We start from the raw sequence: 21,094 nt of genomic DNA, 5'->3' as shown, positions 1-21,094 counted from the left end.
GTAGGTGGTCTCATGTCATCTTGTCACCTGCTCGGTGACGACTGCCACCGGGGAGCCGCGGATGGCCCGGTTGCGGCGAGGTTGGCGTCGTCAGTGGGCCGCGTCCGGCAGAATTGCGCCGTGGGTCTTTTCAAGCGTCGCCGCCGCACCGATGCCGGTGCCGTCGTGTCCGACCGCGACGCCACGCGGGCCGACCTGGCCGCCCTGCGTGAGTTCGCGACCACCCGGACGGGGGTCGAGGCGTATGTCGAGCCCAAGACCACCGTCACGCAGACGACGGTCGTGTTCGTCGCCTCCGACGGCGAGTGGACCCGTCGCCGCATCCCCAACGAGAAGGCCGCCGCCGACCTGGCGCGCAGCCTGAAGATCCCGGTCTACGACGCGAATCGCGTGGGCTATCCCCAGCGGATGCGCGACTACAACGCGCGCGCCAGCGCCAAGAAGACCAGTGTCGAGGTCGAGCGCGGCGACTACAGCCCGTCGCAGTTCGGCGCGATCATGACGCTCGAGACGATCGCCGGCACTGACCCGTTGCCGCGCAACCCGTCGAAGTCCGACCTCGAGCGGGTCCTGCGCGCGGCGCGCGCCCAGGCCCACCCGGACCGCACCGGCGGCGACCGGACCCGCTGGGACAAGGTCGAGCAGGCCGCCCGCACGCTCGGTCTCTGAGCAGCGTCGGCCCCGGCCTCAGTGCCAGCCGCGGGGGTCCAGGCCGCCGGGGTGCGCGACCGCCGGGTCGTAGGGCTCGCGGCTGAGGATGAACGAGGCCAGGTCCAGGGCCCCGTCGGGCCGGACCACCAGGCGCTCGCCGGCGAAGTAGGTGTCCAGCCCGCGCCAGCCGTCACCGTCGCGCACGAAGCGCGAGCGCCGGTTGGCCATGGCGTCGGAGAGATGGAAGCCGTCGGCCGTCGCCTCGAGCCGGTACGGGACAGGACCCCAGAACCAGTCGCCCACCAGGTCGGCCACGTCGGGCGCCGGCTCCACGGCGGTCGCGGGCGTGGGTCGCTGGTCCAGCATCCGGGCCGCCTCGAGCAGCCCGGTGGCGAGGTCGCCCAGCCGCAGCGTGTCGTTGGTGAGGACGACGACGCCCCAACCGCTCTCCGGCTCGGCGATGGCGGTGGCCAGGAATCCGGGCATCGAGCCGCCGTGGCCGATCAGACGGCCCGATCCGTTGCCCGGCCAGATGCGCCAACCCAGTGCCTGCGCGGTCGCCCAGGGGACGCCGGGCCGATCGTCCACCGCGAGCGGGACGACCATCTCGGCCCAGGTCGCGGCCGAGAGCACGTCGCCGGTGTCACCGGCGGCGAAGGCGGCCCAACGGGCCAGCTCCTCGGCGCCGGCCCACAGCTGCCCGGCGGGCGCCATCGCTCCGGCGTCGTGATGGGGCTCGACCATGAGGCGATCGTCGAGGGGGTGGTGGGACAGGCCCACGGCCGCACCGTCGCCGGGTTGCAGCGTGACGCCTTGCATCCCGAGCGGCTCGAGGATCCCCACGCGGACGGCGTCGAACCAGGAGGTCCCGCGCAGCACCGCGACGAGACGGCCCAGGACGGCGAAGCCGACGTTCGAGTAGTGGAAGCGCGTCCCGGGAGTGTGGACCAACTCCAGGCCCGAGCCGATGAGCTCGTCCCAGTCGCCGCCCGGAGTGCGCTCCCACCACGGTCCGTTCGTCTCGGCCTGCAACCCCGACGTGTGGGACAGCAGCTGGGCGATCGTGACGTGGCCGAACGGCACGTCGGGCAGGTGCCGGTCGATGCGATCGGCGAGATCGAGCCGGCCCTCGTCACGCAGCCGCATCACCTCGACGGCGACGAACGTCTTGGTGATCGAGCCGATCCGGTACGCGGTCGCGGGCGTCGCGGGGGCACCGTCGCGTCCGTCGACCGTGCCGACCGCGCCCGACCACTGCAGCGCGCCGTCGCGCACCAGCGCGGCGGTGACGGACGCCTGGCCGGAGGCCTCCTGCTCGGCGAGCAGGAGGTCGTCGAAGGCTGACACCGGGTCAGCCGAGGTCGCGGGCGAGGCGGACGAGCGTGCGCACGCCGGCACCGGTGCCGCCGCCGGGCGTGTAGTCGAACGCACCGCCGTCGTTGTACCCCGGTCCGGCGATGTCCAGGTGGGCCCACGAGGCGTCGCCGACGAAGGCACGCAGGAAGGCGGCGGCGAACAGCGTGCCGCCGTAGGGCTTCGGGTTGTGCTGGCGCAGGTCGGCGATCGACGAGGTCTTCACGGCCGCGCCGATCTCCTCGGTGATGGGCAGGCGCCACATCGGCTCGCCCGCGAGCTCGGCCGCGGCCAGCACCCGCTCCTGCAGGTCGTCGTCGTTGCCCAGGACGGCGGTGGTGCGCGTGCCCAGGGCGACCATCGCGGCGCCGGTCAGCGTGGCGACGTCGATCACGTGGTCGGGCTCGTCCTCGACCGCGAGGGCCAGCCCGTCGGCCAGGACCAGGCGGCCCTCGGCGTCGGTGTTGTGCACCTCGACGGTGGCGCCCGAGCGCATGCGCAGGACGTCGCCGGGGCGCGTGGCCGTTCCGCTGGGCAGGTTCTCGGCGATGCAGGCGTACGCCGTCACGCGGATCGGCAGGCCGAGGCGCGCGATGGCGTTCGTCGCGGCGACGATCGCGGCGGCGCCGCCCATGTCGCACTTCATCGTCATCATCGAGGCGCCCGGCTTGAGCGAGAGGCCGCCCGAGTCGAAGGTGATGCCCTTGCCCACGAGCGCGAGGTGCTTCGTGGCGCCCTCGGGGTTGTAGGTCAGGCGGACCAGGCGCGGCGGGGCGTCCGAGCCGGCCCCGACGCCCAGGATGCCGCCGCAGTTCTCCTTGGCGAGGCGCTTCTCGTCCCAGACGGTGACGCGCACACCGGCCGGAGCCGCTGCCTTGATCGCGTCGGCGAACGAGGGCGGACGCAGGTCGCCGGGAGGAGTGTTGACCCAGTCGCGGGCCACGCAGGTGGCCTCGGCGACCACGACGGCCTCGTCGACGAGTCGCTTGGTCGCGGCCTTGCGGGCGTCGGGGCTCAGGATCGTCACGGTGTCGACGACCGTGGTCTTCTCGCGGGCCTCGGTGCCCTTGTAGTCGAGGTAGGTGTAGGTCGTCAGCACCGCAGCCTCCGCGATGGCGGCCAGGTCGGGCTCGGGCAGGCGGCTGGGATCGATGCCGATCCGGGTGGCCTTCGGCACGGCGCGCAGACCCTTGGCGACGGCACGACGCTGCTGCTCGGCGTCGGGCTCGGCCGCGGTGACGACCCACGCCGTCACCTGCTCGTCCCCGCTGGGGACGACGGCCACGTCGCCGGCCTCGCCGGTGAAGCCGAGGGCCGCCCACGGGACTCCGCTCGGGAGCTCCGCACCGGACGGCAACAGGGCCACGACGGCATCGACGGTGGGCAGGGAGGCACGCAACTGGACCGTGGACATGCAGCCACTGTAGTCAGCGGTAGTTTGGCCCGCATGGACCTGCTCCAGTCGCCCTTGCGCGAGCGACACGAGGCGCTCGGCGCCAAGTTCTCCGAGTTCGGTGGGTGGTCGATGCCCCTCGAGTACGCCGGTGGCGGTGTGCTCGCCGAGCACAAGGCCGTCCGCGAGGCGGTCGGCCTGTTCGACGTCAGCCACCTGGGCAAGGCCCTCGTGCGCGGCACCGGTGCGGCGGGGTTCGTGAACTCCTGCCTGACCAACGACCTGGGCCGCATCACGCCGGGCAAGGCGCAGTACACGTTGTGCTGCTCCGAGGACGGAGGCACGATCGACGACCTCATCGCCTACCTGCGCAGTGACTTCGAGGTCTTCCTGATCCCGAACGCCGCCAACAACGCGGAGGTCGTGCGTCGGCTGCAGGCAGCCGCGCCCGAGGGGATCGAGGTCGAGAACCAGCACCGCGACCACGCCGTGCTGGCGATCCAGGGGCCGTCCAGTGACGAGCTGCTCGCAGCTCTCGGCGCGCGGGCCGACCACGAGTACATGTCCTTCACCACCGGGACGGTCGACGGTGTCGAGCTCACGGTCTGCCGGACGGGGTACACCGGCGAGCGCGGCTACGAGCTCGTGGTCCCGGCCGAGGACGCCGTCGCCGTCTGGGACGCCGCCATGGCGGCGGGGGAGTCGCTGGGCATCCGCGCCTGTGGGCTCGCCGCCCGCGACACCCTGCGCACCGAGATGGGCTACCCGTTGCACGGTCACGAGCTGTCGGCCGAGGTCACGCCCGTCATGGCGCGCACCGGCTGGGCGATCGGGTGGTCCAAGCCCACGTTCTGGGGCAAGGAGGCGCTCGAGCGCCAGCGCGCCGAGAAGAAGGTGCGCACGCTGCGCGGCCTGCTCTCGCAGGGACGCGGCATCCCGCGTCCCGGGATGGCGGTCCACGACGCGGACGGCGCCACCCTCGGCGAGGTCACGTCGGGCACCTTCTCGCCGACGTTGCGTCAGGGCATCGGCCTGGCCCTGCTCGAGCCGTCCGTCGAGGACGGCTCGACCGTCACGGTCGACGTGCGCGGCCGCGCCGAGTCCTTCACGGTCACCAAGCCCCCGTTCGTCCGAGCATCGACCAAGGAGAGCTGAGATGACCTGGTCCTGGCAGTACGAGAACAGCGCCGGCGAGGCGACCGGCACGTCCGAGACGTTCGACCAGCGCAGCGAGGCCGAGACCTGGATCGGCACGAGCTTCGAGGACCTGCTCGAGGACGGGGTCGAGCGCGTGCGCCTGTTGCAGGACGGGACCGAGGTCTACGGGCCGATGTCGCTGCGGCCGGAGTAGGCCCCCGGCTCAGTAGTGCTCGCGCAGCGGCTGCCCGACCTCGATGGCGGGCTTCGGCAGGCGCATGCGACGGATCTGCGTGCTGCGCAGGACGGCGTAGAGCATCGCGCCGCGGCGCTCGGGCTTCGTGAAGCGCTTGGTCAGCTCGCGCTTGAGCGTGATCAGCAGCCAGACCTCGTCGAGGATCGTCGCGAAGATCGTGACGGTCCAGAGGCTGAAGACGACCGAGGCCAGTGACGGGAAGAAGCTGAGCACGAGGATGACCACCAGGATCGGCAGCATGAACTCGGCGACGGTGCGGCGTCGGTCGACGGCGTCGCGGGCGAGGGCCTTGGCCGGACCACGGTCGCGGGCCGGCAGGTCGGCGGTCGAGCCGCCACCCATGAGCGCCTGACGCTGCTTGTCGCGAGCGGCCGCACGACGACGGCGCTCGCGCTCGGCCTGCTCCTTGCGGGTCAGGGGGCGCTTCATCTGGGCCTTGCGGGCGGCCTCGGCCTCCTTGCGGCTGCGGGTGGGTCCGCTCTTGCGCTGAGGGGTCGGATCGGCTGCGTCGTTCACGCCATGGACCCTACAAGGCCGGGCCCCATGCTGGTGCGCACGGCTAGGGTGGTGCCATGGCTGACGGCGGGATCTGGGGACGTGTCACGCGGCTGTTCCGCGCGCGCAAGAACGGCGGCGACGGCCCTGGGCTGGAGGAGGTGCGCGAGCGTCTCGACGAGGCGTACCGCACCCAGTCCCAGTTGCTGGCCCAGGTGCGCCGTGGCGTCGCCGACGTCTCGACCAGTCGCAAGCGGGTCGAGATCCAGCTCGCCGGGCTGCGCCGCGAGATCGAGACCGCCGGCGCCGAGGCGAAGGCCGCGGTCGGCCGCGGCGACGACGCCGACGCCCGCCGCGCACTCGAACGCCAGGTGACGCTGGAGAAGGCGGCGACCGAGCTCGACGAGCGCCGGGCGCAGCTGAGGTCCGAGGAGGACCGGCTGAACGGCTCGGCCGCGTCGATCGAGCGCCAGATCGAGGACTTCCGGGTCCGCAAGGACACGCTCGCGGCCCGGTACTCCGCCGCCCAGGCGCGCCAGGAGATCCAAGGCGCCACCGCCGGGATCGGCGCGACGAGCGGCGAGGTGGGCCGGGTGATGGCCGACGCCGAGCGGCACACCCGCGAGCTGGAGGCCACCGCCGACGCGGTGGACGAGCTGATGAACGAGGGCATCCTCACGCGACCGGGGGAGTCGCAGGACGAGGCGCTGCTGCGACGATTCGACGAGGCGCTCGACTCGGTCCCCACCGAGCCGCGCCGCGTGGAGGGAGACGACCATGGCCCGCACCAGATTTCGCAGTGACCGCGGCCTGACCCTGCGCATGGGCGGGGTCGGGTTGGGACTGGTCCTGCTCTACGTGGCGTTCGGCGCGTTCCTGATCTCGAGCACCAACATGGTGTTCGGCTTGGTCGTCGTGCTCGGCATGTCGTGGGGACAGTGGTACTTCTCCGACTCGCTCGCGCTCAAGTCGATGGGCGCCCACGTCGTCGAGCCCGAGCAGGCGCCCGAGCTGCACGCGATGATCGACCGGCTCGTCGCGCTGGCCGACATGCCGAAGCCGCGCGTCGCCGTGGCGGTGACCGAGATGCCGAACGCCTTCGCGACCGGTCGCTCGCCGAGCCACTCCGCCGTGTGCGTCACGACCGGCATCATGCAGCGCCTCGACGCCGACGAGCTGGAGGGCGTGCTGGCCCACGAGCTGGCCCACGTCGCCAACCGCGACGTCTCGGTCATGACGGTGGCGTCCTCGCTCGGCCTGCTGGCGGGCTTCCTGACCCGCTGGGGCATGTGGTTCGGCGGCGGCCGCGACCGCAACAGCGGCCCGGCGATGATCGTCGTCATCTTGGTCAGCGTCGTCGTGTCGGCGATCAGCTTCATCCTCACGCGCGCCCTGTCGCGGTACCGCGAGCTCAGTGCCGACCGCTCGGGCGCCTACCTCACGGGCCGTCCGTCGAAGCTGGCGTCGGCGCTGGTGAAGATCTCGGGTGACATGGCCCGGATCCCCACCTCCGACCTGCGCGAGGCGCAGTCGATGAACGCCTTCTTCATCGCCCCGGCCGTCAACGGGCAGAGCGTGCAGGAGCTGATGTCGACGCACCCGCCGTTGCAGGCTCGCCTCGACCAGCTCGCCCAAATCGGCGCCGACCTGTCCGAGCGACGCTGACGTGGGCTTCCTCGACGGTCTGCTCGGCCGCAGCAAGCCCCCGAAGGCGAACCTGGACGTCCTGTTCTCGGTCCCGCAGGCGGCCCTGACCCTGCAGGCCGAGGGCTTCGCCTTCACCGGGCAGGGTGCGGTGTGCTTCCGCGACGGCGAGGGGCGTGCCGACGACGAGGTGATCGCGTCGGCGCAGGAGATGATCCGGACCGACCCCACCGCGTCCGTCGAGCTGAACCACGACGAGTTCGGGTTCTCCTGGCTCGAGGTCGCCCGGCCGTCGGGCGACGTCGCGGGCCTCGTCACTGACCTGCACGCCGTGAACTCCACGATGGCCGACCAGGGCTTCGACACCGCGATGCTGTGCTCCACCGTGGTGTTCGAGCACGAGGGTCACCGGTTGGCCCTGGTGTACCTGTTCAAGCGGGGCACCTTCTACCCGTTCGTCCCCGATCCCTCGGGCGCGCGCCGGCGCGACAACCCCACCGAGCTGCGGATGCGGGCCCTGATCGAGAAGGACGTGCCGATCGAGCCCGATCTGGGCCGATGGCTCGCCATCTGGGGAGCTCCCGGACTGTGAGCATTCCGGTCTAGGCACTGCGTCGATGGCCCTAGACTCACCGCCCATGGGCGAGGTCCGGGGGGTGCTGCGCGACGCGATCGCGGTTGTGTGGAACGGCTTCCGGCTCGTCGGGGCGCACTGGCCCGTGCTGGCCACGATCTTTCTGCTGGGGGCCGCCGGCCGCTGGGGCTTCCTGTGGCTGGCCGTCGCCCTGAGCGAGAACCACTCGACGTTGGCCGGTCTGGTCATCCCGCTGGCGCCGCTGTCGACCCTCGTCGCGATCATCGCGATGCTGCTGGTCGTCTCGACCTCGTTGACGTCGCTGGTCGCCGACACCTCGGCGCCGTCGCCGGGGACGGCCCCGCGCACGAACGGCTGGCTCGGCGTCGTGGCAGGAGCCCTGCTGCCCTTCCTCACGGTCTACGCCGCGCAGGGGATGCTGAAGCAGGACGTCGAGGCCTACGTGAACGAGGCCACCTACGACGAGCTCTACGGCAGTGCGGCGGTCTTCTACGGCGAGTCGGCGAACGTCGACCGCACGGCGATCGCCACCGGCTGGCTGCTGGTGGGGATCGTGGTCGTCGCGCTGGTGCTGCGCTTCCTGTTCGACCGGTTCGACCTGCCGGCGCGCAGCCGGCCCCTCGCGTTCGGCGCCGCCTACGTCGAGACGCTGTGGATCGTCACCCTGGGCGTGACGTTCACGAGCTACCAGGACCGGGCCTGGCAGTGGATCACCGAGCGGCGGTTCGTCCACTGGGTGCAGGACCGTTGGGCCGAGGTGATCGAGGTCCTCGGGCCGATCGGCGACCCGGTGGCGACCGTCGTGGGATGGGTCGGCACGTTCATCGACAACGCCGACGACGTGGTGCTCGTGCCGCTGGCCTGGCTGACCGTCGCCGCGGTCGTCTTCGGCAGCAGCATCGCCCCGCCGCCGCCCCGCGCGACCCGGCTGCGTGCGCCTCGCAGGCTGGCTGCCGTCGGTGCTCGCACACCGGCCGTGGTCAGGCGGTGGGCGGGGGAGGCGACCTCGGGGTTCCGGGGCCGCTTCAGCGGGCTGCGGGACGGGTTCCGCGTCCTGGCCCTGGGCGGGCTCGTGCCGATGGTGATGTTCTGCCTGGTCTTCGTGATCGCCGACCAGGCCAACGCGCTCGTCAACGAGCTGTGGCGCCTGGTGCTGGGACCGCGGGACCGCGACACGGCCCTGGCGTTCGCCCCGTGGCTGGACATCACGGCGTCGGCGCTGGAGTACGTCGTCCTGGCCGGGCTCCTGGCCGCCGCCATCGACCGCATCCTGACCAACCAGCGCCGGTGGGCGCAGGAGACGGCCGCAGCGGGCTCAGACGCCTGAGGGCTCCAGCGGCAGCTCGACGTGGCGAGGCAGCGAGTACCAGAGCCGCACCGCCGCCGGGACCGCCTCCTGCGGCAGCAGGAACACGGTGTCGGTGGTGAAGGTGGGCGGCCGGACGTCGTCCTCCTCGAGCAGCCGCGGGGCCGCGGCGCTGCCGAACTCGGGCTGAGGGCCCGGGGTGTCGGCCGGGACGCAGGTCGAGAAGCGCGAGCCGTCGAGGGTCATCCCCGCATCGGACTCGCGGTGCAGGCTGCCCGCCGTGTCCACGATCGCGACGGTGCAACCAGTCAGCACGGTGTCGGGATCGGCCTCGACCGCCAGGCTCAGTCGCCAGGCGCGCACACCGTCCGGCAGCGGATCTCCGCCGAGCAGGCGCAGGTCCTCCGCCGGCACGAACGAGGCCACGGAGTACTCGGCCTCGATGGGGTAGCGCAGGTGACCGTCGTCGTACTGGTCGACCAGGGACGCGGCGCCGCCGGAGACGGGGACCGGGTCGTGGAAGCCGTGCGTCCACCAGTAGTCGTGCAGCCGCGAGCTGCCGGCGGCCAGGGCCAGCGCGAGCGCCAGCGGCAGCGCCAGCAGGCCGATGCGATTGCGCTGCCACCACGTGCGGCGGTGCTCGACGGTGTCGGTCACGATGCCTCCGTCCGGGTCATGACGCCGGCCTCGGGCAGCTCGAGCGGCTCGGTGCGGGCACTCCACTTCTGGACCAACTGGCGCGTGGCCCCCAGGTCGATGACGGCCATCGAGTCCCAGCGCTCGTCGATGTCGCTCGGCGCGACGGCGATCCGGGCCCCCGGCACCGTGGCGGGATCGGCCTCGACGACCGCCAGGCACCGGGTCGGCCGGTCCACGAGGCGGCCCGTGCAGGTGATCGAGCTGCGTCCGCTGGAGCCGAAGAACGGCAGGACCCGGCCGGCGTTGTCGCGCAGGGCGGCGTACCGCAACGACGAGGACTCGCCACGCGGCGTGAAGGTGAACTCGACGGCGACGAAGACACCGGGGGAGACCAGGACCTGCCCGCCCGCGGGCGCGACCGACGTGGCGCCCTCGACGGAGAGGACCTCGACGTCACCGGTCCGCAGGCTCACCGTGTCGCCCACCGCGACCTGCTCCTCGAACGGCCGCGACGACGAGACGCGCTCCGGCAGTTGCTGGTGGAGCCATTGACCCAGCACCAGGGCGAGCACGACCAGCACGCCGGCGGTCGCGGGAGGGCGCCGTGGCACCAGCCGGCTCACGACTCACGTCCCGGCTCGACGGCGAGGTCGCCGGAGTGGGTCACCACGGGGTCGAACCACAGGAACTGGTCGTCGAGCCGGCTCTTGCGCCAGGTGTGCGCGGCGACGGCGACCGTCGCCCGGGTCGGCACGGGCTCGGACTCGGCCTGCTCCCACACGAACGCCACCTCGTACTCCAGCCCCGGAGCGGCGGTGCCGAGGATGCTCGCGTCCGCGAGGACCAGGACCTGGGGCGTCGCCTGCTCGCTGGGGCCCGTCTCGTCGCCGGAGGCTCCCCGGTAGACGCCGTCTAGCCCGCGCAGCTGGAGGGTCCGGCCGATCTGGCTGCCGTACACGGGATGGTCCGAGGTGTTCGTGAGCTTCGCGACGACCGCGATGGAACGGCCGCGGGGCTCGCCGCCGAGTCCGAGATCGTCGACCTGGCGGGCCCGCTCGATCGAGAGGTCGAACGGCTCGGCGTGGATCGTCCGACCCACCTTCAGCTCGGCGGGACCCTCGGGGGTGGCGGTGGCCAGGCCTCCGAACAGGCCCGAGGCCAGCACGGCCACCGCGGCGATCGCCAGGAGTGTCTGGCGCAGGGTCACGGTGCGGGACCACCGGAGCAGCCAGCGTCGCAGGCGGTCGTCCGCAGCCCTCGTCATGGCGCCGATGGTAGGGCAGCATCGCGGTGCTGCGGTGCCGACGCCGAGATTCGGGAGGTGCGCGATACCTTGGCCACGTGACCCTCGACTCCCTCTCCCGAGACCAGCTCGAAGCGTTCCTGGCCGAGCAGCAGCAGGCGTACACCGCGTTGCAACAGGCCGGACTGAAGCTCGACATCACCCGCGGCAAGCCCTCGGCGGCCCAGCTCGACCTCTCGCAGGACCTGCTGACGGCGCCGCTGACCGATCACCTCTCGGACGGCGTCGACGTCCGCAACTACGGCGGCGGGACCGGTCTGACCGAGCTGCGCGCGATCTTCGCCGAGCTCCTGGGCGTGCCGGTCAATCAGCTGCTGGCCGGCAACAACGCCAGCCTGTCGATGATGCACGACTCGATCGTCTTCGCGCTGTTGCACGGCACCCCGGAGTCGCCGGCGCCGTGGCGCGACGGCCCCGTCAAGTTCCTGTGCCCGTCGCCGGGCTACGACCGCCACTTCGGGATCTGCGAGCACCTCGGCATCGAGATGATCCCGATCGCGATGCTCGAGGACGGGCCGGACATGGCGGCCGTGCGCGAGCACGTCACCGACCCGGCCGTCAAGGGCATCTGGCTCGTCCCGACGTACGCCAACCCCACCGGTGCGGTCGTCAGCCAGGAGGTGGCCGCCGAGCTGGCCGCCCTGCAGACGGCGGCCCCGGACTTCCGCATCATGTGGGACAACGCGTACGCGGTCCACGACCTCACCGAGGAGCACGCCAAGCCCGTCGACATCCTCGGCCTGTGCGCCTCCGCGGGTCATCCCGAGCGTGCCCTGGTGTTCGCGTCGACCTCGAAGATCACGTTGGCCGGCTCCGGTGTGAGCTTCCTGGCCGGCTCGCCCGCGAACGTCGCCTGGTACCTGTCGCACACCGCGTTCCGCACGATCGGTCCGGACAAGGTCAACCAGCTGCGGCACGCGCGGTTCCTGGGCAGCCCGCAGGGCGTGCTCGACCTGATGGCCCGCCATCGCGAGATCCTGCGGCCCAAGTTCGACACCGTGCTACGGCTGCTGTCCGAGCGCCTCGGCCCGCACGGCGTGGCGACCTGGACCGAGCCGCGCGGCGGGTACTTCGTCAGCCTGGACGTCGTCGACGGCACCGCCTCGCGGGTCGTGCAGTTGGCGAAGGAGGCCGGCATCTCGCTGACCCCGGCGGGTGCCTCGTTCCCGTACGGCAAGGACCCGCGGGACCGCAACATCCGGATCGCCCCCTCCTTCCCGCCGCTGGACGAACTCACGCAGGCGATGGAGGGACTGACGACCTGCGTGCTGCTCGCCGCGGCCGAGAAGGCCCTCGCCGCCTGACGTGCGCATCGTCGTCGCGCCCGACAAGTTCGCGGGCACGCTGACCGCACCCGAGGCGGCTCGGGCGATCGCCGAGGGATGGCGTCGCTCCGCCCCGGGGGACGAGCTCGTCGAGGCCCCGATGGCCGACGGGGGACCGGGGTTCGCGGATGCGCTCCACAGCGCCTTCGGTGACGCCTCGCGGATCGAGGTCGTCACGGTGCCCGGCCCGCTCGGCGAGCCCACGCCCGTCGGGCTGCTGCTGCACGGTGACACGGCCTACCTCGAGTCCGCGCAGGCGTGCGGGCTGCACCTGGTCGGCGGTGAGCGTCCGATGGACGCCACGACCGTCGGTGTCGGCCGGGCCCTCGCGGCCGCGGTCGACGGGGGAGCGCGGCGGATCGTGATCGGCCTGGGCGGCAGCGCCACGACCGACGGGGGCGCCGGCCTGCTGGCAGCGCTCGGGGCCACGGCCGACGTGCCGCTCGACGCCGGACCTGCCGGGCTCGACGGCGTCAACGTCGTCGACCTGGGACCGGTCCGTGAGCGGCTCGCCGGTGTCGAGCTGGTCGTGGCGGCCGATGTCGAGACCACCCTGCTGGGGATGTTCGGCGCCGCGCGCACGTTCGGCCCGCAGAAGGGTCTGAGCGACGAGCAGATCCTCACCGTCGACCACCGTCTGGACCGCTTCGTCGAGGCGGTGTGCGGCAGCACGCCCGCCGAGCGGCGCGTCGCCGATCTCAAGGGCGCGGGCGCGGCGGGCGGGCTCGGCTTCGCCCTGATGGTCCTGGGCGCCGAGGTCACGTCCGGCATCGGACTGGTCGCGCAGGAGTCCGGACTCGACGAGCTCCTGGACGGCGCCGACCTGGTGCTGTCGGGGGAGGGGGCGTTCGACTACTCCTCCCGCGCGGGCAAGGTCGTCCACGGCGTCGCCACCGTCGCGATGCGGCACGCGGTGCCCTGCGTGGTCCTGGCCGGCCGGGTCGATGTCGGCAGCCGTGAGATGCGCGCCCTCGGGGTCGAGTCGGCCTACAGCCTGGTCGACCGGGTGGGTGTCGAGGCCGCGATGGCCGAGCCCGCTCGGCACCTGGGCGACCTCGCCGCCCGCGTCGCGCGGTCCTGGTCGGCCTGACCCGTTCGGCCCGCCGCGCTGGCTCCGGGCTTCGCGACGCGCGTAGGATGGGAATCGAACCGGATCGTGCGGTGTTGACCACGTCAGCCGCACGATCCATCCGTAGACCGAGGAGCCTCGATGACCGCCACGGACCAGACCAGCACCGAAACCACCCCCGCCGACGGCATCACGCTGAGCGAGGGCGCGGCCGGCAAGGTCAAGAGCCTGCTGGAGCAGGAAGGACGCGACGACCTCGCGTTGCGCATCGCCGTGCAGCCCGGCGGTTGCTCCGGCCTGCGCTACCAGCTTTTCTTCGACGAGCGCACGCTCGACGGTGACGAGATCCGCGAGTTCGACGGCGTCAACGTCGTCGTCGACCGCATGAGCCTGCCGTACCTGCACGGCGCGACGATCGACTTCGTCGACACGATCGAGAAGCAGGGCTTCACCATCGACAACCCGATGGCGACCGGCTCCTGCGCCTGCGGCGACTCCTTCCACTGAGTCGTCGGGCCACCGACGTGGATCGGGGCGTACCACCGGGGTTTCCGGGGGTGCGCCCCGATCGCATATGGTGGCGGCCGTGCACCTCGCCATCGCCGGATCGGTAGCCACCGACCACCTGCAGACCTTCGCCGGTAAGTTCTCCGACTCGCTCGTCCCCGATCAGCTGGACAAGCTGTCGGTGTCGTTCCTCGTCGAGGACCTGGACGTCCGCCGAGGGGGGTGTGCCGCCAACATCACCTTCGGACTGGGCAGCCTGGGGCTCCACCCGACGCTCGTGGCGGCCGTCGGTCGAGACTTCGACCTCGGGTACCGCGAGTGGCTGCAGGGCGCGGGTGTGGACTGTGAGAGCGTCCTGGTCCATCCCACGCTGCACACGGCGCTGTGCACCATCACCACCGACGAGGCGCACGCGCAGATCGTGACGTTCTATCCCGGGGCGATGGCCAAGGCGCGTGAGATCGACGTCGCCGCGCTGCATGCCGAGAACCCGATCGACCTGCTGCTGATCGGCCCCGACGACCCGGACGGCATGCTGCGCCACACGCGCACCGCCCGTGAGCTGGGGATCCCGTTCGCCGCCGACCCGTCCCAGCAGCTCGCGTGGGCCGGGGGAGAGCTCATCCGCGATCTCATCGACGGCGCCGCGTACCTGTTCAGCAACGACTACGAGGCGGCCCTGATCGCCCAGAAGACCGGCTGGAGCGACGCCGACATCGCCGAGCGGGTCGGTGTCCGCGTCGTCACGCACGGCAAGGACGGCTGCATCGTCCACGAGGCCGACGGCACGACGCACCAGGTCCGAGCGATCGACGGCGTCACCGCGGTCGACCCCACGGGCGTGGGCGACAGTTTCCGCGCCGGCTTCATGGCCGGTGTCGCGGCCGGCCTGCCGCTCGATCGCGCGGCCCAGGTCGGCTGCACGATCGCGGCCAGTGTCGTCGAGACGATCGGCACCCAGGAGTACGTGCTGGAACGCTCGGCGTTCCTCGATCGCGTGGCTTCGACCTACGGCGACGAGGCTCGTGAGGAGATCGCCGCGGCGCTCTCGATCGGGCACGAGGCGACGGTCGAGTCAGGCTGACCTCCTCGCTGGGCGCCCCGTCGCCTGCGTTACTGTTGGCCAAAACCCTGTGTGGGTCGAAATCTTCTGAGAAAGGCGCTCCGTGGGTCGGATGAAATTGGCGGCTCTGACCGCCCTGGCCGCTGTCATGCTCGGCGGCTGCTCCCCCTGGGACAAGTCGGATGTCAGCCGGCTCGCGCTCCCTGTGGCCGGTTCTGACCGGTCCATCTACATGTGGAACCTGTGGCTCGGCACCTGGATCGCCGTCCTCGTGGTGTTCGTGGTCGTGTTCGCCATGATCCTGTACGCGCCGATCCGTTACCGTCGCAAGAACAGCGACGATCCGGCCCCGGTCCAGGTTCGCTACAACCTGCCGCTGGAGGCGCTCTACACGATCGCCCCGGTCATCGTCGTCGCCGTGTTCTTCTTCCACACCGTGGAGTCGCAGAACGAGCAGCTGCGCGAGGTCGAGAACCCCGATCACACGATCGAGGTCGTCGGCAGCAAGTGGCAGTGGACCTTCAACTACCTCGAGGGCGCCCCCGGCGGTGAGCCGGTCTACGACCAGGGCAACCCCGCCGAGCTGCCCGAGTTGTGGCTCCCGGTCAACGAGTCCGTGAAGTTCGAGCTCATCTCGCCGGACGTCATCCACTCGTTCTGGGTCCCGGAGTTCTACTTCAAGATGGACGTGGTTCCGGGCAACATCCCGGGCAAGGATGGCAACAACTCGTTCACGATGACGCCGGACCGCGAGGGCACCTTCACGGGTCGCTGCGCGGAGCTGTGCGGCGTCTACCACACCCGCATGCTGTTCAAGGTCAAGGTCGTCTCCGCCGAGGAGTACCAGGCGCACCTGGCCGACCTCGAGGCTGCCGGCCAGATCGGCACCCCGAAGGGCTCGACCACAGCTGAAACCGTCGCCGGCCTGCAGGCCAGCGGCGAGACCGAACCGGAGGACTGATGGCCACCGCAACCTTCGATGCCCCCGAGGCACGTAGCACTCCCGCGAAGAAGGAGCGCTCGCTCGGGACGAAGGCCTTCACGCTGCTGACGACCACCGACCACAAGGTCATCGGTCAGATGTACGCCGTGACGACGTTCTTCTTCTTCATCTTCGGCGGCATCCTGGCGCTGATCATCCGCGCCGAGCTGTCCCGTCCGGGGACGCAGTTCGTCGGCGACGAGACGTACAACCAGCTGTTCACGATGCACGGCACGATCATGCTGCTGATGTTCGCGACGCCGCTGTTCTTCGCCTTCGGCAACATGATCATGCCGCTGCAGATCGGTGCTCCCGACGTCGCGTTCCCGCGACTGAACATGTTCAGCTACTGGCTGTACCTGTTCGGCTCGCTGATCGCCGTCTCGGGCTTCATCGTCCCCGGTGGCGCCGCCAGCTTCGGCTGGTTCGCCTACCTGCCGCTGTCGGACTCGATCCACAGCCCCGGCGTCGGTGGCGACCTGTGGGTCATGGGCCTGTACATGTCGGGCCTCGGCACGATCCTGGGCGCCGTCAACTTCATCACCACGATCTTCTGCATGCGCGCTCCGGGCATGACCATGTTCCGGATGCCGATCTTCGTGTGGAACACGCTGGTCACCAGCATCTTGATCATCGTCGTGTTCCCGGTGTTCGCCGCGGCGCTGCTCGCGCTGGGCGCGGACCGCATGCTCGGCTCTCACGTGTTCGACCCATCGACCGGTGGACCGATCATGTACCAGCACCTGTTCTGGTTCTTCGGACACCCAGAGGTGTACATCATCGCCCTGCCGTTCTTCGGCATCATCACCGAAGTCCTGCCGGTCTTCAGCCGCAAGCCGGTCTTCGGCTACGTCGGCCTGGTCGGCGCGACCCTGGCGATCGCGGTGCTCTCGGCGGCGGTGTGGGCTCACCACATGTTCGTCACGGGGGCGGTCAACCTCGCGTTCTTCAGCTTCATGACGCTGTTGATCGGTGTGCCAACCGGTGTGAAGTTCTTCAACTGGATCGGCACGATGTGGGGCGGATCGGTCTCGTTCGACTCGCCGATGCTGTTCTCGCTGGGCTTCCTCACGACCTTCCTGTTCGGCGGTCTGACCGGCATCGTGCTGGCCTCGCCGGCGCTGGACTTCCACCTGTCCGACACCTACTTCGTGGTGGCGCACTTCCACTACGTCGTGTTCGGCACGGTCGTGTTCGCGATGTTCGCGGGCTACTACTACTGGTGGCCCAAGATCACGGGCCGGATGCTCGACGAGAAGCTGGCCAAGATCCACTTCTGGCTGCTGTTCGTCGGCTTCCACCTGACCTTCCTGGTGCAGCACTGGCTGGGTGTCGAGGGCTTCCCGCGTCGTTACGCCGACTACCTGCCCGGTGACGGCTTCACGCGACTCAACGAGATCTCCACGATCGGCGCCTTCTTGCTCGGTGCCTCCACGCTGCCGTTCCTCTACAACGTGTGGAAGTCCCGCAACGCGCCCCTGGTCCGCCAGGACGACCCGTGGGGCTGGGGCCGCTCGCTGGAGTGGGCCACCTCGAGCCCGCCGCCGCGTCACAACTTCGTGTCGCTGCCGCGGATCCGCTCGGAGAGCCCGGCGTTCGACCTGCACCACCCGGACGTGGTCGAGCTGGAGATGGCCCAGAACCCCGACGCCAACGACGCCCTGGCGGACACTCCCGACGTGGAGGGTCGCCGCGAGGCGCTCGGCGGCAACAACCCCAAGGCTGGTGAGTGACCGATGCGCAAGGAGTTCTGGCTCTTCCTGAGCTGTGGCGTGTTCTTCGTGATCGTCACGCCCGTCTACTGGGCGCTGACGCACGAGGTCACCGGCACCACCGCGCTGACCATGGCGATGCTGCTGTTCTTCATGATCAGCTTCTACCTGTGGTTCGTCACCAAGGCCATCCCCGAGCGTCCTGAGGACCGCAAGGACGGCGAGATCGTGGAGGGTGCCGGCGAGCTCGGCTTCTTCCCGCCCTACAGCTGGTGGCCGCTGTTCGCGGCGATGGCGTTCGGACTGCTCGTCCTGGGTGTCGTCTTCGGCTGGTGGATGTTCATCATGGCCCTGCCGATCGGTGCGATCTGCGTCATCGGCTGGCTGTTCGAGTACTACCGCGGAGAGCACGCTCACTGAGCAGTTCTCCCGCACGCAACGCACCCGGTGTCCTCGACACCGGGTGCGTTGCGTTTTCGGGGATCGGGGTGCGCTGCCTACACTTCTGGAGTGAGAAGTGTGGGACGCCTGGTCACGATCGTGTTGCTCGCCGTGCTCGTCCTGTCGGGCTGCACCGACGGCGGGGGAGCGAGCGACCCCGCCACCGAGTCCGTCGCGCCGAAGGACCCGTTGACGATCGAGACGAGCGTCGACGACGGCGCGTCCTCAGTCCCGGTCGACACGGTGGTGACCGTCGACGGGTTCGACGGGCAGCTGTCGGACGTGACCCTGGCCTCGCAGGACGGCAAGTCCACGGTGGCCGGCGACATCCGTGGCGTGCGGTGGACCGCTCAGGAGTTCCTCGAGCCGGGCACCCCGTACGTCCTCACCGCGGTGGGCACGGGTGACGACGGCAAGAAGGTCACGTCCACCACGCGGTTCACCACGCGGGCCCTGACGCTCGACGAGCAGACCTACCCCGCGGTGGCGCCGCTCCAGGGCGAGACCGTCGGTGTGGGGATGCCGGTCATCGTCAGCTTCGACCTCCCGGTGAAGGACCGGGCGGCCTTCGAGAAGCGGATGAAGGTCACGGCGGAGCCGGCGACGGTCGGCGGCTGGTACTGGCTCAGCGACAACACCGCGCACTGGCGGCCGAAGAGCTTCTGGAAGCCCGGCACCAAGGTCTCGGTCGACCTGGCGCTCAACAGCGTTCCCGCCGGCGGCGGCGTCTACGGTCAGCAGGACCAGCACGTGAAGTTCACGGTCGGCCGATCGGTGGTCTCGGTCGTCGACACGAAGCGTCACCAGATGACGGTGAAGATCGACGGCAAGGTCCGGCGGACGATCCCGGTGTCGACCGGCGACGCGTCGCACCGCAGCCGCAACGGGACCAAGATCATCATGGAGAAGCACGAGTCGATCGACATGGACGCCGCCACGACCGGTGTGGACTCCGACGACCCGGGCTACTACAACCTCACGGGCGTCAAGTACGCGATGCGCGTCACCAACTCGGGCGAGTTCCTGCACGCCGCGCCGTGGTCGGTCGCCTCCCAGGGCAACGCCAACGTCAGTCACGGCTGCGTCGGCATGAGCACGGCGAACGCGGGGTGGCTCTTCTCGAAGAGCAAGCGTGGCGACGTCGTCCGCTACGTGGGCAGCCCGCGTCGGCTCGAGCCGGCCAACGGCTGGACGGACTGGAACGTGTCCTGGGGCGACTGGCTCGAGGGCTCAGCGCTGCAGGGCGACGCGGACGCGGCGTGAGCGTGCGCCTCAGCCGGACTGGGCGGCCTTCTTCGCCGCCTTCTGCTCGCGCTTGAACTCGCGCACCTTCGTCAGGGTCTCGGGACTCGTGATGTCGGCGACGCTGCGGTGTCCCGGCTGCCCGTAGTCCCCGGCTGCCTCGCGCCAGCCCCGACCCTCGTAGCCGTACTGCTTGCCCAGCAGGGCGAGGAAGATCTTGGCCTTCTGGTCGCCGAAGCCCGGCAGCGCCTTGAGCCGCTTGAGCACCTCGGCCCCGTCCGGCGAGCCCTGGGTCCAGATCGCGGAGGCGTCGCCGCCCCAGGTGTCGCGCACGGCGACCGCGAGGGCCTGCACCCGGCCGGCCATCGAACCGGGGTAGCGGTGCACGGCCGGCGTCTGGCGGAAGACCGCCTCGAAGGCCTCGGGGTCCTGCGCCGCGATCTCGGCGGGCTCGAGCGTGCCGACGCGTTCGCGGATCTTCGCCGGACCCGCGAACGCGGTCTCCATGGCGATCTGCTGGTCGAGCAGCATTCCGACCAGGAGCGCGAAGGGGTCGTCGGTCAGCAACTGGTCCGCGGCGGCGTCGCCGGTGATGGAGAGGCTCATGCCCCCATCCTCGCCGGTCGCGGCTCGACTGCCGCCCCAGGCCCCGGGGAGGCGCCCGTGGCGAGAGCGCGCATGCGCGCCACCAGGGCGTCGAGCCAGGCACCGACGTTGCGGCGCGCGGTGGCCGTGTCGGGGTAGCGACAGCGCAGGTGCACGCCGGAGTCGTCGATGATGAACCACAGCATCACGCCGTGGGTCGAGATGGCGGCGCTGACGTACTGCGCGTCCAGGCCGGCGGTGTCGATCCGCACCGGCAGACGGCGCATGTCGAGCCAGGAGACCGCGAACATGCCCGGCGCCTCGGGCATCCCGCCCCACGGGGCCATGAGCTCGGCCAGCGGCCACGAGCCGAGCCGGATCGCCTCGCGGACGGCATCGGCGCAGGCCCTCGGGTCGGGGTCCTCGGACTCGAGCACGGCATTGGTGATGAACCAGCCGACCGAGTCGTGCCACCGCTGCTCGTACCGGCTGTGCACGGGGAAGACGGTGCGCAGGGCCGTGCCCGCCAGCTCGCGGGTCGTCGAGGTCATCGCCGAGACCGCCAGGGCCAGCGTCGTGGCCTTCTCGGCGGCGGCCCGCGCCGAGAAGGCGGCGAGGCTGTCGAGGTCGAGCACGTCGCGGATGACGACGCGTTCGGGCTGCGGCGCCGGATCGCCCAGGGGGAGGGGGAAACGGGGCATCGCCCCGCCGCCGGCCTCGATGACCTCGGCCCAGCGGCGGTGGATCTCGGGAGGGGCGGGGGAGCGCTGCTGCAGTGCGACCGTGTGCTCGGCGAAGGTCGGCACCTGACGCGGCGTGGGCGCGACGCCCTGACGGCACTGGTCGAGCGCCGCCAGCACGTCGCGCGCGATGACGAGCATGGACCACATGTCGACGTGGGCGTGGTCGGCCGCCACGACGAGCGTCGGCCCGTCCGCGGTCTCGATGACGCAGAACCGGTGTGAGGGCTGGGAGTACGGACGGCAGCCGGCGTCCAGCACGGCGTGCAGCGCGTCGTTCATGGCCTGCCCGGGTCGCACCTCGTGCTCGGTCCAGCCGCCGTCGCCGACCGTCACCTCGTGCAGCGCGGGAGTCGCGTCGTCCCCGGGCACGAACACCGAGCGCAGGGTGCCGTGGGAGGCCACGACGGCCCGCCACGCGGCGGCGAGGTCCTCACGGGCCACCGGGGCGTCCAGGCGCATCGCCAGGGCCATCCAGGAGCCGGCCCGGTCGCCGGCGCCGACGTGCCGCGCCTGGTCGAACGACACGGGCAGGGGAGCGCCGGGCGCCGAGAACGTCAGATCGTGGCTCAGCAGGGGGCCGAACGGCAGGCGCAGGTGCGCGACGTGCGTGAGACGCATGCCAGTAACCTATTCCCCTGATCCCACCCGAGCGC

23 protein-coding genes are annotated in these 21,094 nt (G+C 71.0%); 15 read left to right on the top strand and 8 right to left on the bottom strand.

Annotated features, from left to right (window positions below; genetic code table 11):
• Positions 1-120 precede the first annotated feature (120 nt).
• A complete protein-coding gene (locus GL325_RS04115) occupies positions 121-669 on the top strand; it encodes a hypothetical protein (protein ID WP_223110956.1) in 549 nt (182 codons plus the stop codon).
• A gap of 18 nt (positions 670-687) precedes the next feature.
• Here GL325_RS04115 and GL325_RS04110 read toward each other — a convergent pair whose 3' ends face one another.
• Both GL325_RS04110 and GL325_RS04105 read right to left on the bottom strand, forming a co-directional pair.
• Complete coding sequence (locus GL325_RS04110) at positions 688-1,998, bottom strand: serine hydrolase domain-containing protein (protein WP_187768676.1); 1,311 nt, start codon at positions 1,996-1,998, stop codon at positions 688-690.
• A gap of 4 nt (positions 1,999-2,002) precedes the next feature.
• Entirely contained in the window at positions 2,003-3,418 is a 1,416-nt protein-coding gene (locus tag GL325_RS04105) for a leucyl aminopeptidase (protein WP_187768675.1), read from the bottom strand.
• A 33-nt stretch (positions 3,419-3,451) separates the two neighbouring features.
• On the opposite strand from GL325_RS04105, the gene gcvT reads away from it, so the two are divergent.
• Together gcvT and GL325_RS04095 are read left to right on the top strand one after the other, a co-directional pair.
• Positions 3,452-4,552: a glycine cleavage system aminomethyltransferase GcvT gene (gene gcvT, locus GL325_RS04100; RefSeq protein ID WP_187768674.1), complete on the top strand. Its 1,101-nt coding sequence runs from the start codon at positions 3,452-3,454 to the stop codon at positions 4,550-4,552.
• Between the two features lies 1 nt (position 4,553).
• The gene (locus tag GL325_RS04095) at positions 4,554-4,748 is read left to right on the top strand and encodes a hypothetical protein (protein ID WP_154595310.1); all 195 of its coding nucleotides are present in this window, start codon (positions 4,554-4,556) and stop codon (positions 4,746-4,748) included.
• Positions 4,749-4,757: 9 nt separating this feature from the next.
• On the opposite strand, the gene GL325_RS04090 is transcribed toward GL325_RS04095, so the two are convergent.
• A complete protein-coding gene (locus GL325_RS04090; protein ID WP_154595309.1) occupies positions 4,758-5,306 on the bottom strand; it encodes a DUF3043 domain-containing protein in 549 nt (182 codons plus the stop codon).
• A 56-nt stretch (positions 5,307-5,362) separates the two neighbouring features.
• On the opposite strand from GL325_RS04090, the gene GL325_RS04085 reads away from it, so the two are divergent.
• The 4 genes from GL325_RS04085 to GL325_RS04070 are packed head-to-tail and all read left to right on the top strand — an operon-like array spanning position 5,363 to position 8,851.
• Complete coding sequence (locus GL325_RS04085; protein WP_154595308.1) at positions 5,363-6,088, top strand: PspA/IM30 family protein; 726 nt, start codon at positions 5,363-5,365, stop codon at positions 6,086-6,088.
• Positions 6,063-6,950: a zinc metalloprotease HtpX gene (gene htpX, locus GL325_RS04080; RefSeq protein ID WP_154595307.1), complete on the top strand. Its 888-nt coding sequence runs from the start codon at positions 6,063-6,065 to the stop codon at positions 6,948-6,950. Before GL325_RS04085 ends, htpX begins: the two co-directional genes overlap by 26 nt.
• Position 6,951: 1 nt before the next feature.
• A complete protein-coding gene (locus GL325_RS04075) occupies positions 6,952-7,521 on the top strand; it encodes a hypothetical protein (protein WP_187411839.1) in 570 nt (189 codons plus the stop codon).
• Between the two features lie 46 nt (positions 7,522-7,567).
• The gene (locus GL325_RS04070) at positions 7,568-8,851 is read left to right on the top strand and encodes a hypothetical protein (protein ID WP_187768673.1); all 1,284 of its coding nucleotides are present in this window, start codon (positions 7,568-7,570) and stop codon (positions 8,849-8,851) included.
• Here GL325_RS04070 and GL325_RS04065 read toward each other — a convergent pair.
• From GL325_RS04065 to GL325_RS04055, 3 genes are read right to left on the bottom strand one after another with little or no spacing between them, the layout of a single operon-like run.
• On the bottom strand, positions 8,840-9,487 hold the full coding sequence (locus tag GL325_RS04065; protein ID WP_187768672.1) for a hypothetical protein: 648 nt from the start codon (positions 9,485-9,487) through the stop codon (positions 8,840-8,842). The two genes, GL325_RS04070 and GL325_RS04065, sit on opposite strands and share 12 nt — an antisense overlap.
• Positions 9,484-10,092 (bottom strand): hypothetical protein, encoded by a 609-nt coding sequence (locus GL325_RS04060; protein WP_187768671.1) that lies wholly within the window; start codon positions 10,090-10,092, stop codon positions 9,484-9,486. The genes GL325_RS04065 and GL325_RS04060 overlap by 4 nt, the downstream gene beginning before the upstream one ends.
• Positions 10,089-10,733 carry a hypothetical protein gene (locus GL325_RS04055; RefSeq protein WP_187768670.1) on the bottom strand — a complete coding sequence of 215 codons (645 nt, stop codon included), beginning with the start codon at positions 10,731-10,733 and terminating at the stop codon, positions 10,089-10,091. Before GL325_RS04055 ends, GL325_RS04060 begins: the two co-directional genes overlap by 4 nt.
• A 77-nt stretch (positions 10,734-10,810) precedes the next feature.
• On the opposite strand from GL325_RS04055, the gene GL325_RS04050 reads away from it, so the two are divergent.
• The 8 genes from GL325_RS04050 to GL325_RS04015 all read left to right on the top strand — a co-directional run bounded on the left by GL325_RS04050 (position 10,811) and on the right by GL325_RS04015 (position 19,134).
• Complete coding sequence (locus tag GL325_RS04050) at positions 10,811-12,076, top strand: aminotransferase class I/II-fold pyridoxal phosphate-dependent enzyme (protein WP_187768669.1); 1,266 nt, start codon at positions 10,811-10,813, stop codon at positions 12,074-12,076.
• A gap of 1 nt (position 12,077) precedes the next feature.
• The gene (locus GL325_RS04045) at positions 12,078-13,187 is read left to right on the top strand and encodes a glycerate kinase (protein WP_187768668.1); all 1,110 of its coding nucleotides are present in this window, start codon (positions 12,078-12,080) and stop codon (positions 13,185-13,187) included.
• Positions 13,188-13,307: 120 nt separating this feature from the next.
• Positions 13,308-13,673 carry an iron-sulfur cluster assembly accessory protein gene (locus GL325_RS04040; RefSeq protein WP_154595301.1) on the top strand — a complete coding sequence of 122 codons (366 nt, stop codon included), beginning with the start codon at positions 13,308-13,310 and terminating at the stop codon, positions 13,671-13,673.
• Positions 13,674-13,752: 79 nt separating this feature from the next.
• Positions 13,753-14,757 (top strand): carbohydrate kinase family protein, encoded by a 1,005-nt coding sequence (locus GL325_RS04035; protein WP_187411842.1) that lies wholly within the window; start codon positions 13,753-13,755, stop codon positions 14,755-14,757.
• Between the two features lie 91 nt (positions 14,758-14,848).
• A complete protein-coding gene (gene coxB / locus GL325_RS04030; protein ID WP_154595299.1) occupies positions 14,849-15,697 on the top strand; it encodes a cytochrome c oxidase subunit II in 849 nt (282 codons plus the stop codon).
• A complete protein-coding gene (gene ctaD, locus GL325_RS04025) occupies positions 15,697-17,451 on the top strand; it encodes a cytochrome c oxidase subunit I (protein ID WP_154595298.1) in 1,755 nt (584 codons plus the stop codon). Before coxB ends, ctaD begins: the two co-directional genes overlap by 1 nt.
• A gap of 3 nt (positions 17,452-17,454) precedes the next feature.
• Positions 17,455-17,850: a cytochrome c oxidase subunit 4 gene (locus tag GL325_RS04020; RefSeq protein ID WP_154595297.1), complete on the top strand. Its 396-nt coding sequence runs from the start codon at positions 17,455-17,457 to the stop codon at positions 17,848-17,850.
• A gap of 90 nt (positions 17,851-17,940) precedes the next feature.
• A complete protein-coding gene (locus tag GL325_RS04015; RefSeq protein WP_255955527.1) occupies positions 17,941-19,134 on the top strand; it encodes an Ig-like domain-containing protein in 1,194 nt (397 codons plus the stop codon).
• Between the two features lie 9 nt (positions 19,135-19,143).
• Here the strand turns inward: GL325_RS04015 and GL325_RS04010 are convergent, their stop codons facing one another.
• On the bottom strand, positions 19,144-19,719 hold the full coding sequence (locus GL325_RS04010; RefSeq protein WP_187768667.1) for an HhH-GPD-type base excision DNA repair protein: 576 nt from the start codon (positions 19,717-19,719) through the stop codon (positions 19,144-19,146).
• A complete protein-coding gene (locus tag GL325_RS04005) occupies positions 19,716-21,059 on the bottom strand; it encodes a condensation domain-containing protein (protein WP_187768666.1) in 1,344 nt (447 codons plus the stop codon). The genes GL325_RS04010 and GL325_RS04005 overlap by 4 nt, the downstream gene beginning before the upstream one ends.
• Positions 21,060-21,094: the final 35 nt, after the last annotated feature.

The organism is Aeromicrobium sp. 636, from assembly GCF_024433585.1.
In the GTDB taxonomy this organism is placed as follows: Bacteria; Actinomycetota; Actinomycetes; order Propionibacteriales; family Nocardioidaceae; genus Aeromicrobium; species Aeromicrobium senzhongii.
The sequence above is the reverse complement of the archived record's forward strand: the minus strand, read 5'-3'. Positions and strand labels throughout refer to the sequence as shown.

Coding starts and splice junctions, on each gene's coding strand:
- GL325_RS04005 (WP_187768666.1), bottom strand. CDS start 21,059: ATGCGTCTCACGCACGTCGCGCACCTGCGCCTGCCGTTCGGCCCCCTG.
- GL325_RS04085 (WP_154595308.1), top strand. CDS start 5,363: ATGGCTGACGGCGGGATCTGGGGACGTGTCACGCGGCTGTTCCGCGCG.
- GL325_RS04070 (WP_187768673.1), top strand. CDS start 7,568: ATGGGCGAGGTCCGGGGGGTGCTGCGCGACGCGATCGCGGTTGTGTGG.
- ctaD (WP_154595298.1), top strand. CDS start 15,697: ATGGCCACCGCAACCTTCGATGCCCCCGAGGCACGTAGCACTCCCGCG.
- GL325_RS04105 (WP_187768675.1), bottom strand. CDS start 3,418: ATGTCCACGGTCCAGTTGCGTGCCTCCCTGCCCACCGTCGATGCCGTC.
- GL325_RS04010 (WP_187768667.1), bottom strand. CDS start 19,719: ATGAGCCTCTCCATCACCGGCGACGCCGCCGCGGACCAGTTGCTGACC.
- GL325_RS04095 (WP_154595310.1), top strand. CDS start 4,554: ATGACCTGGTCCTGGCAGTACGAGAACAGCGCCGGCGAGGCGACCGGC.
- gcvT (WP_187768674.1), top strand. CDS start 3,452: ATGGACCTGCTCCAGTCGCCCTTGCGCGAGCGACACGAGGCGCTCGGC.
- GL325_RS04040 (WP_154595301.1), top strand. CDS start 13,308: ATGACCGCCACGGACCAGACCAGCACCGAAACCACCCCCGCCGACGGC.
- GL325_RS04055 (WP_187768670.1), bottom strand. CDS start 10,733: ATGACGAGGGCTGCGGACGACCGCCTGCGACGCTGGCTGCTCCGGTGG.
- GL325_RS04020 (WP_154595297.1), top strand. CDS start 17,455: ATGCGCAAGGAGTTCTGGCTCTTCCTGAGCTGTGGCGTGTTCTTCGTG.
- htpX (WP_154595307.1), top strand. CDS start 6,063: ATGGCCCGCACCAGATTTCGCAGTGACCGCGGCCTGACCCTGCGCATG.
- coxB (WP_154595299.1), top strand. CDS start 14,849: ATGAAATTGGCGGCTCTGACCGCCCTGGCCGCTGTCATGCTCGGCGGC.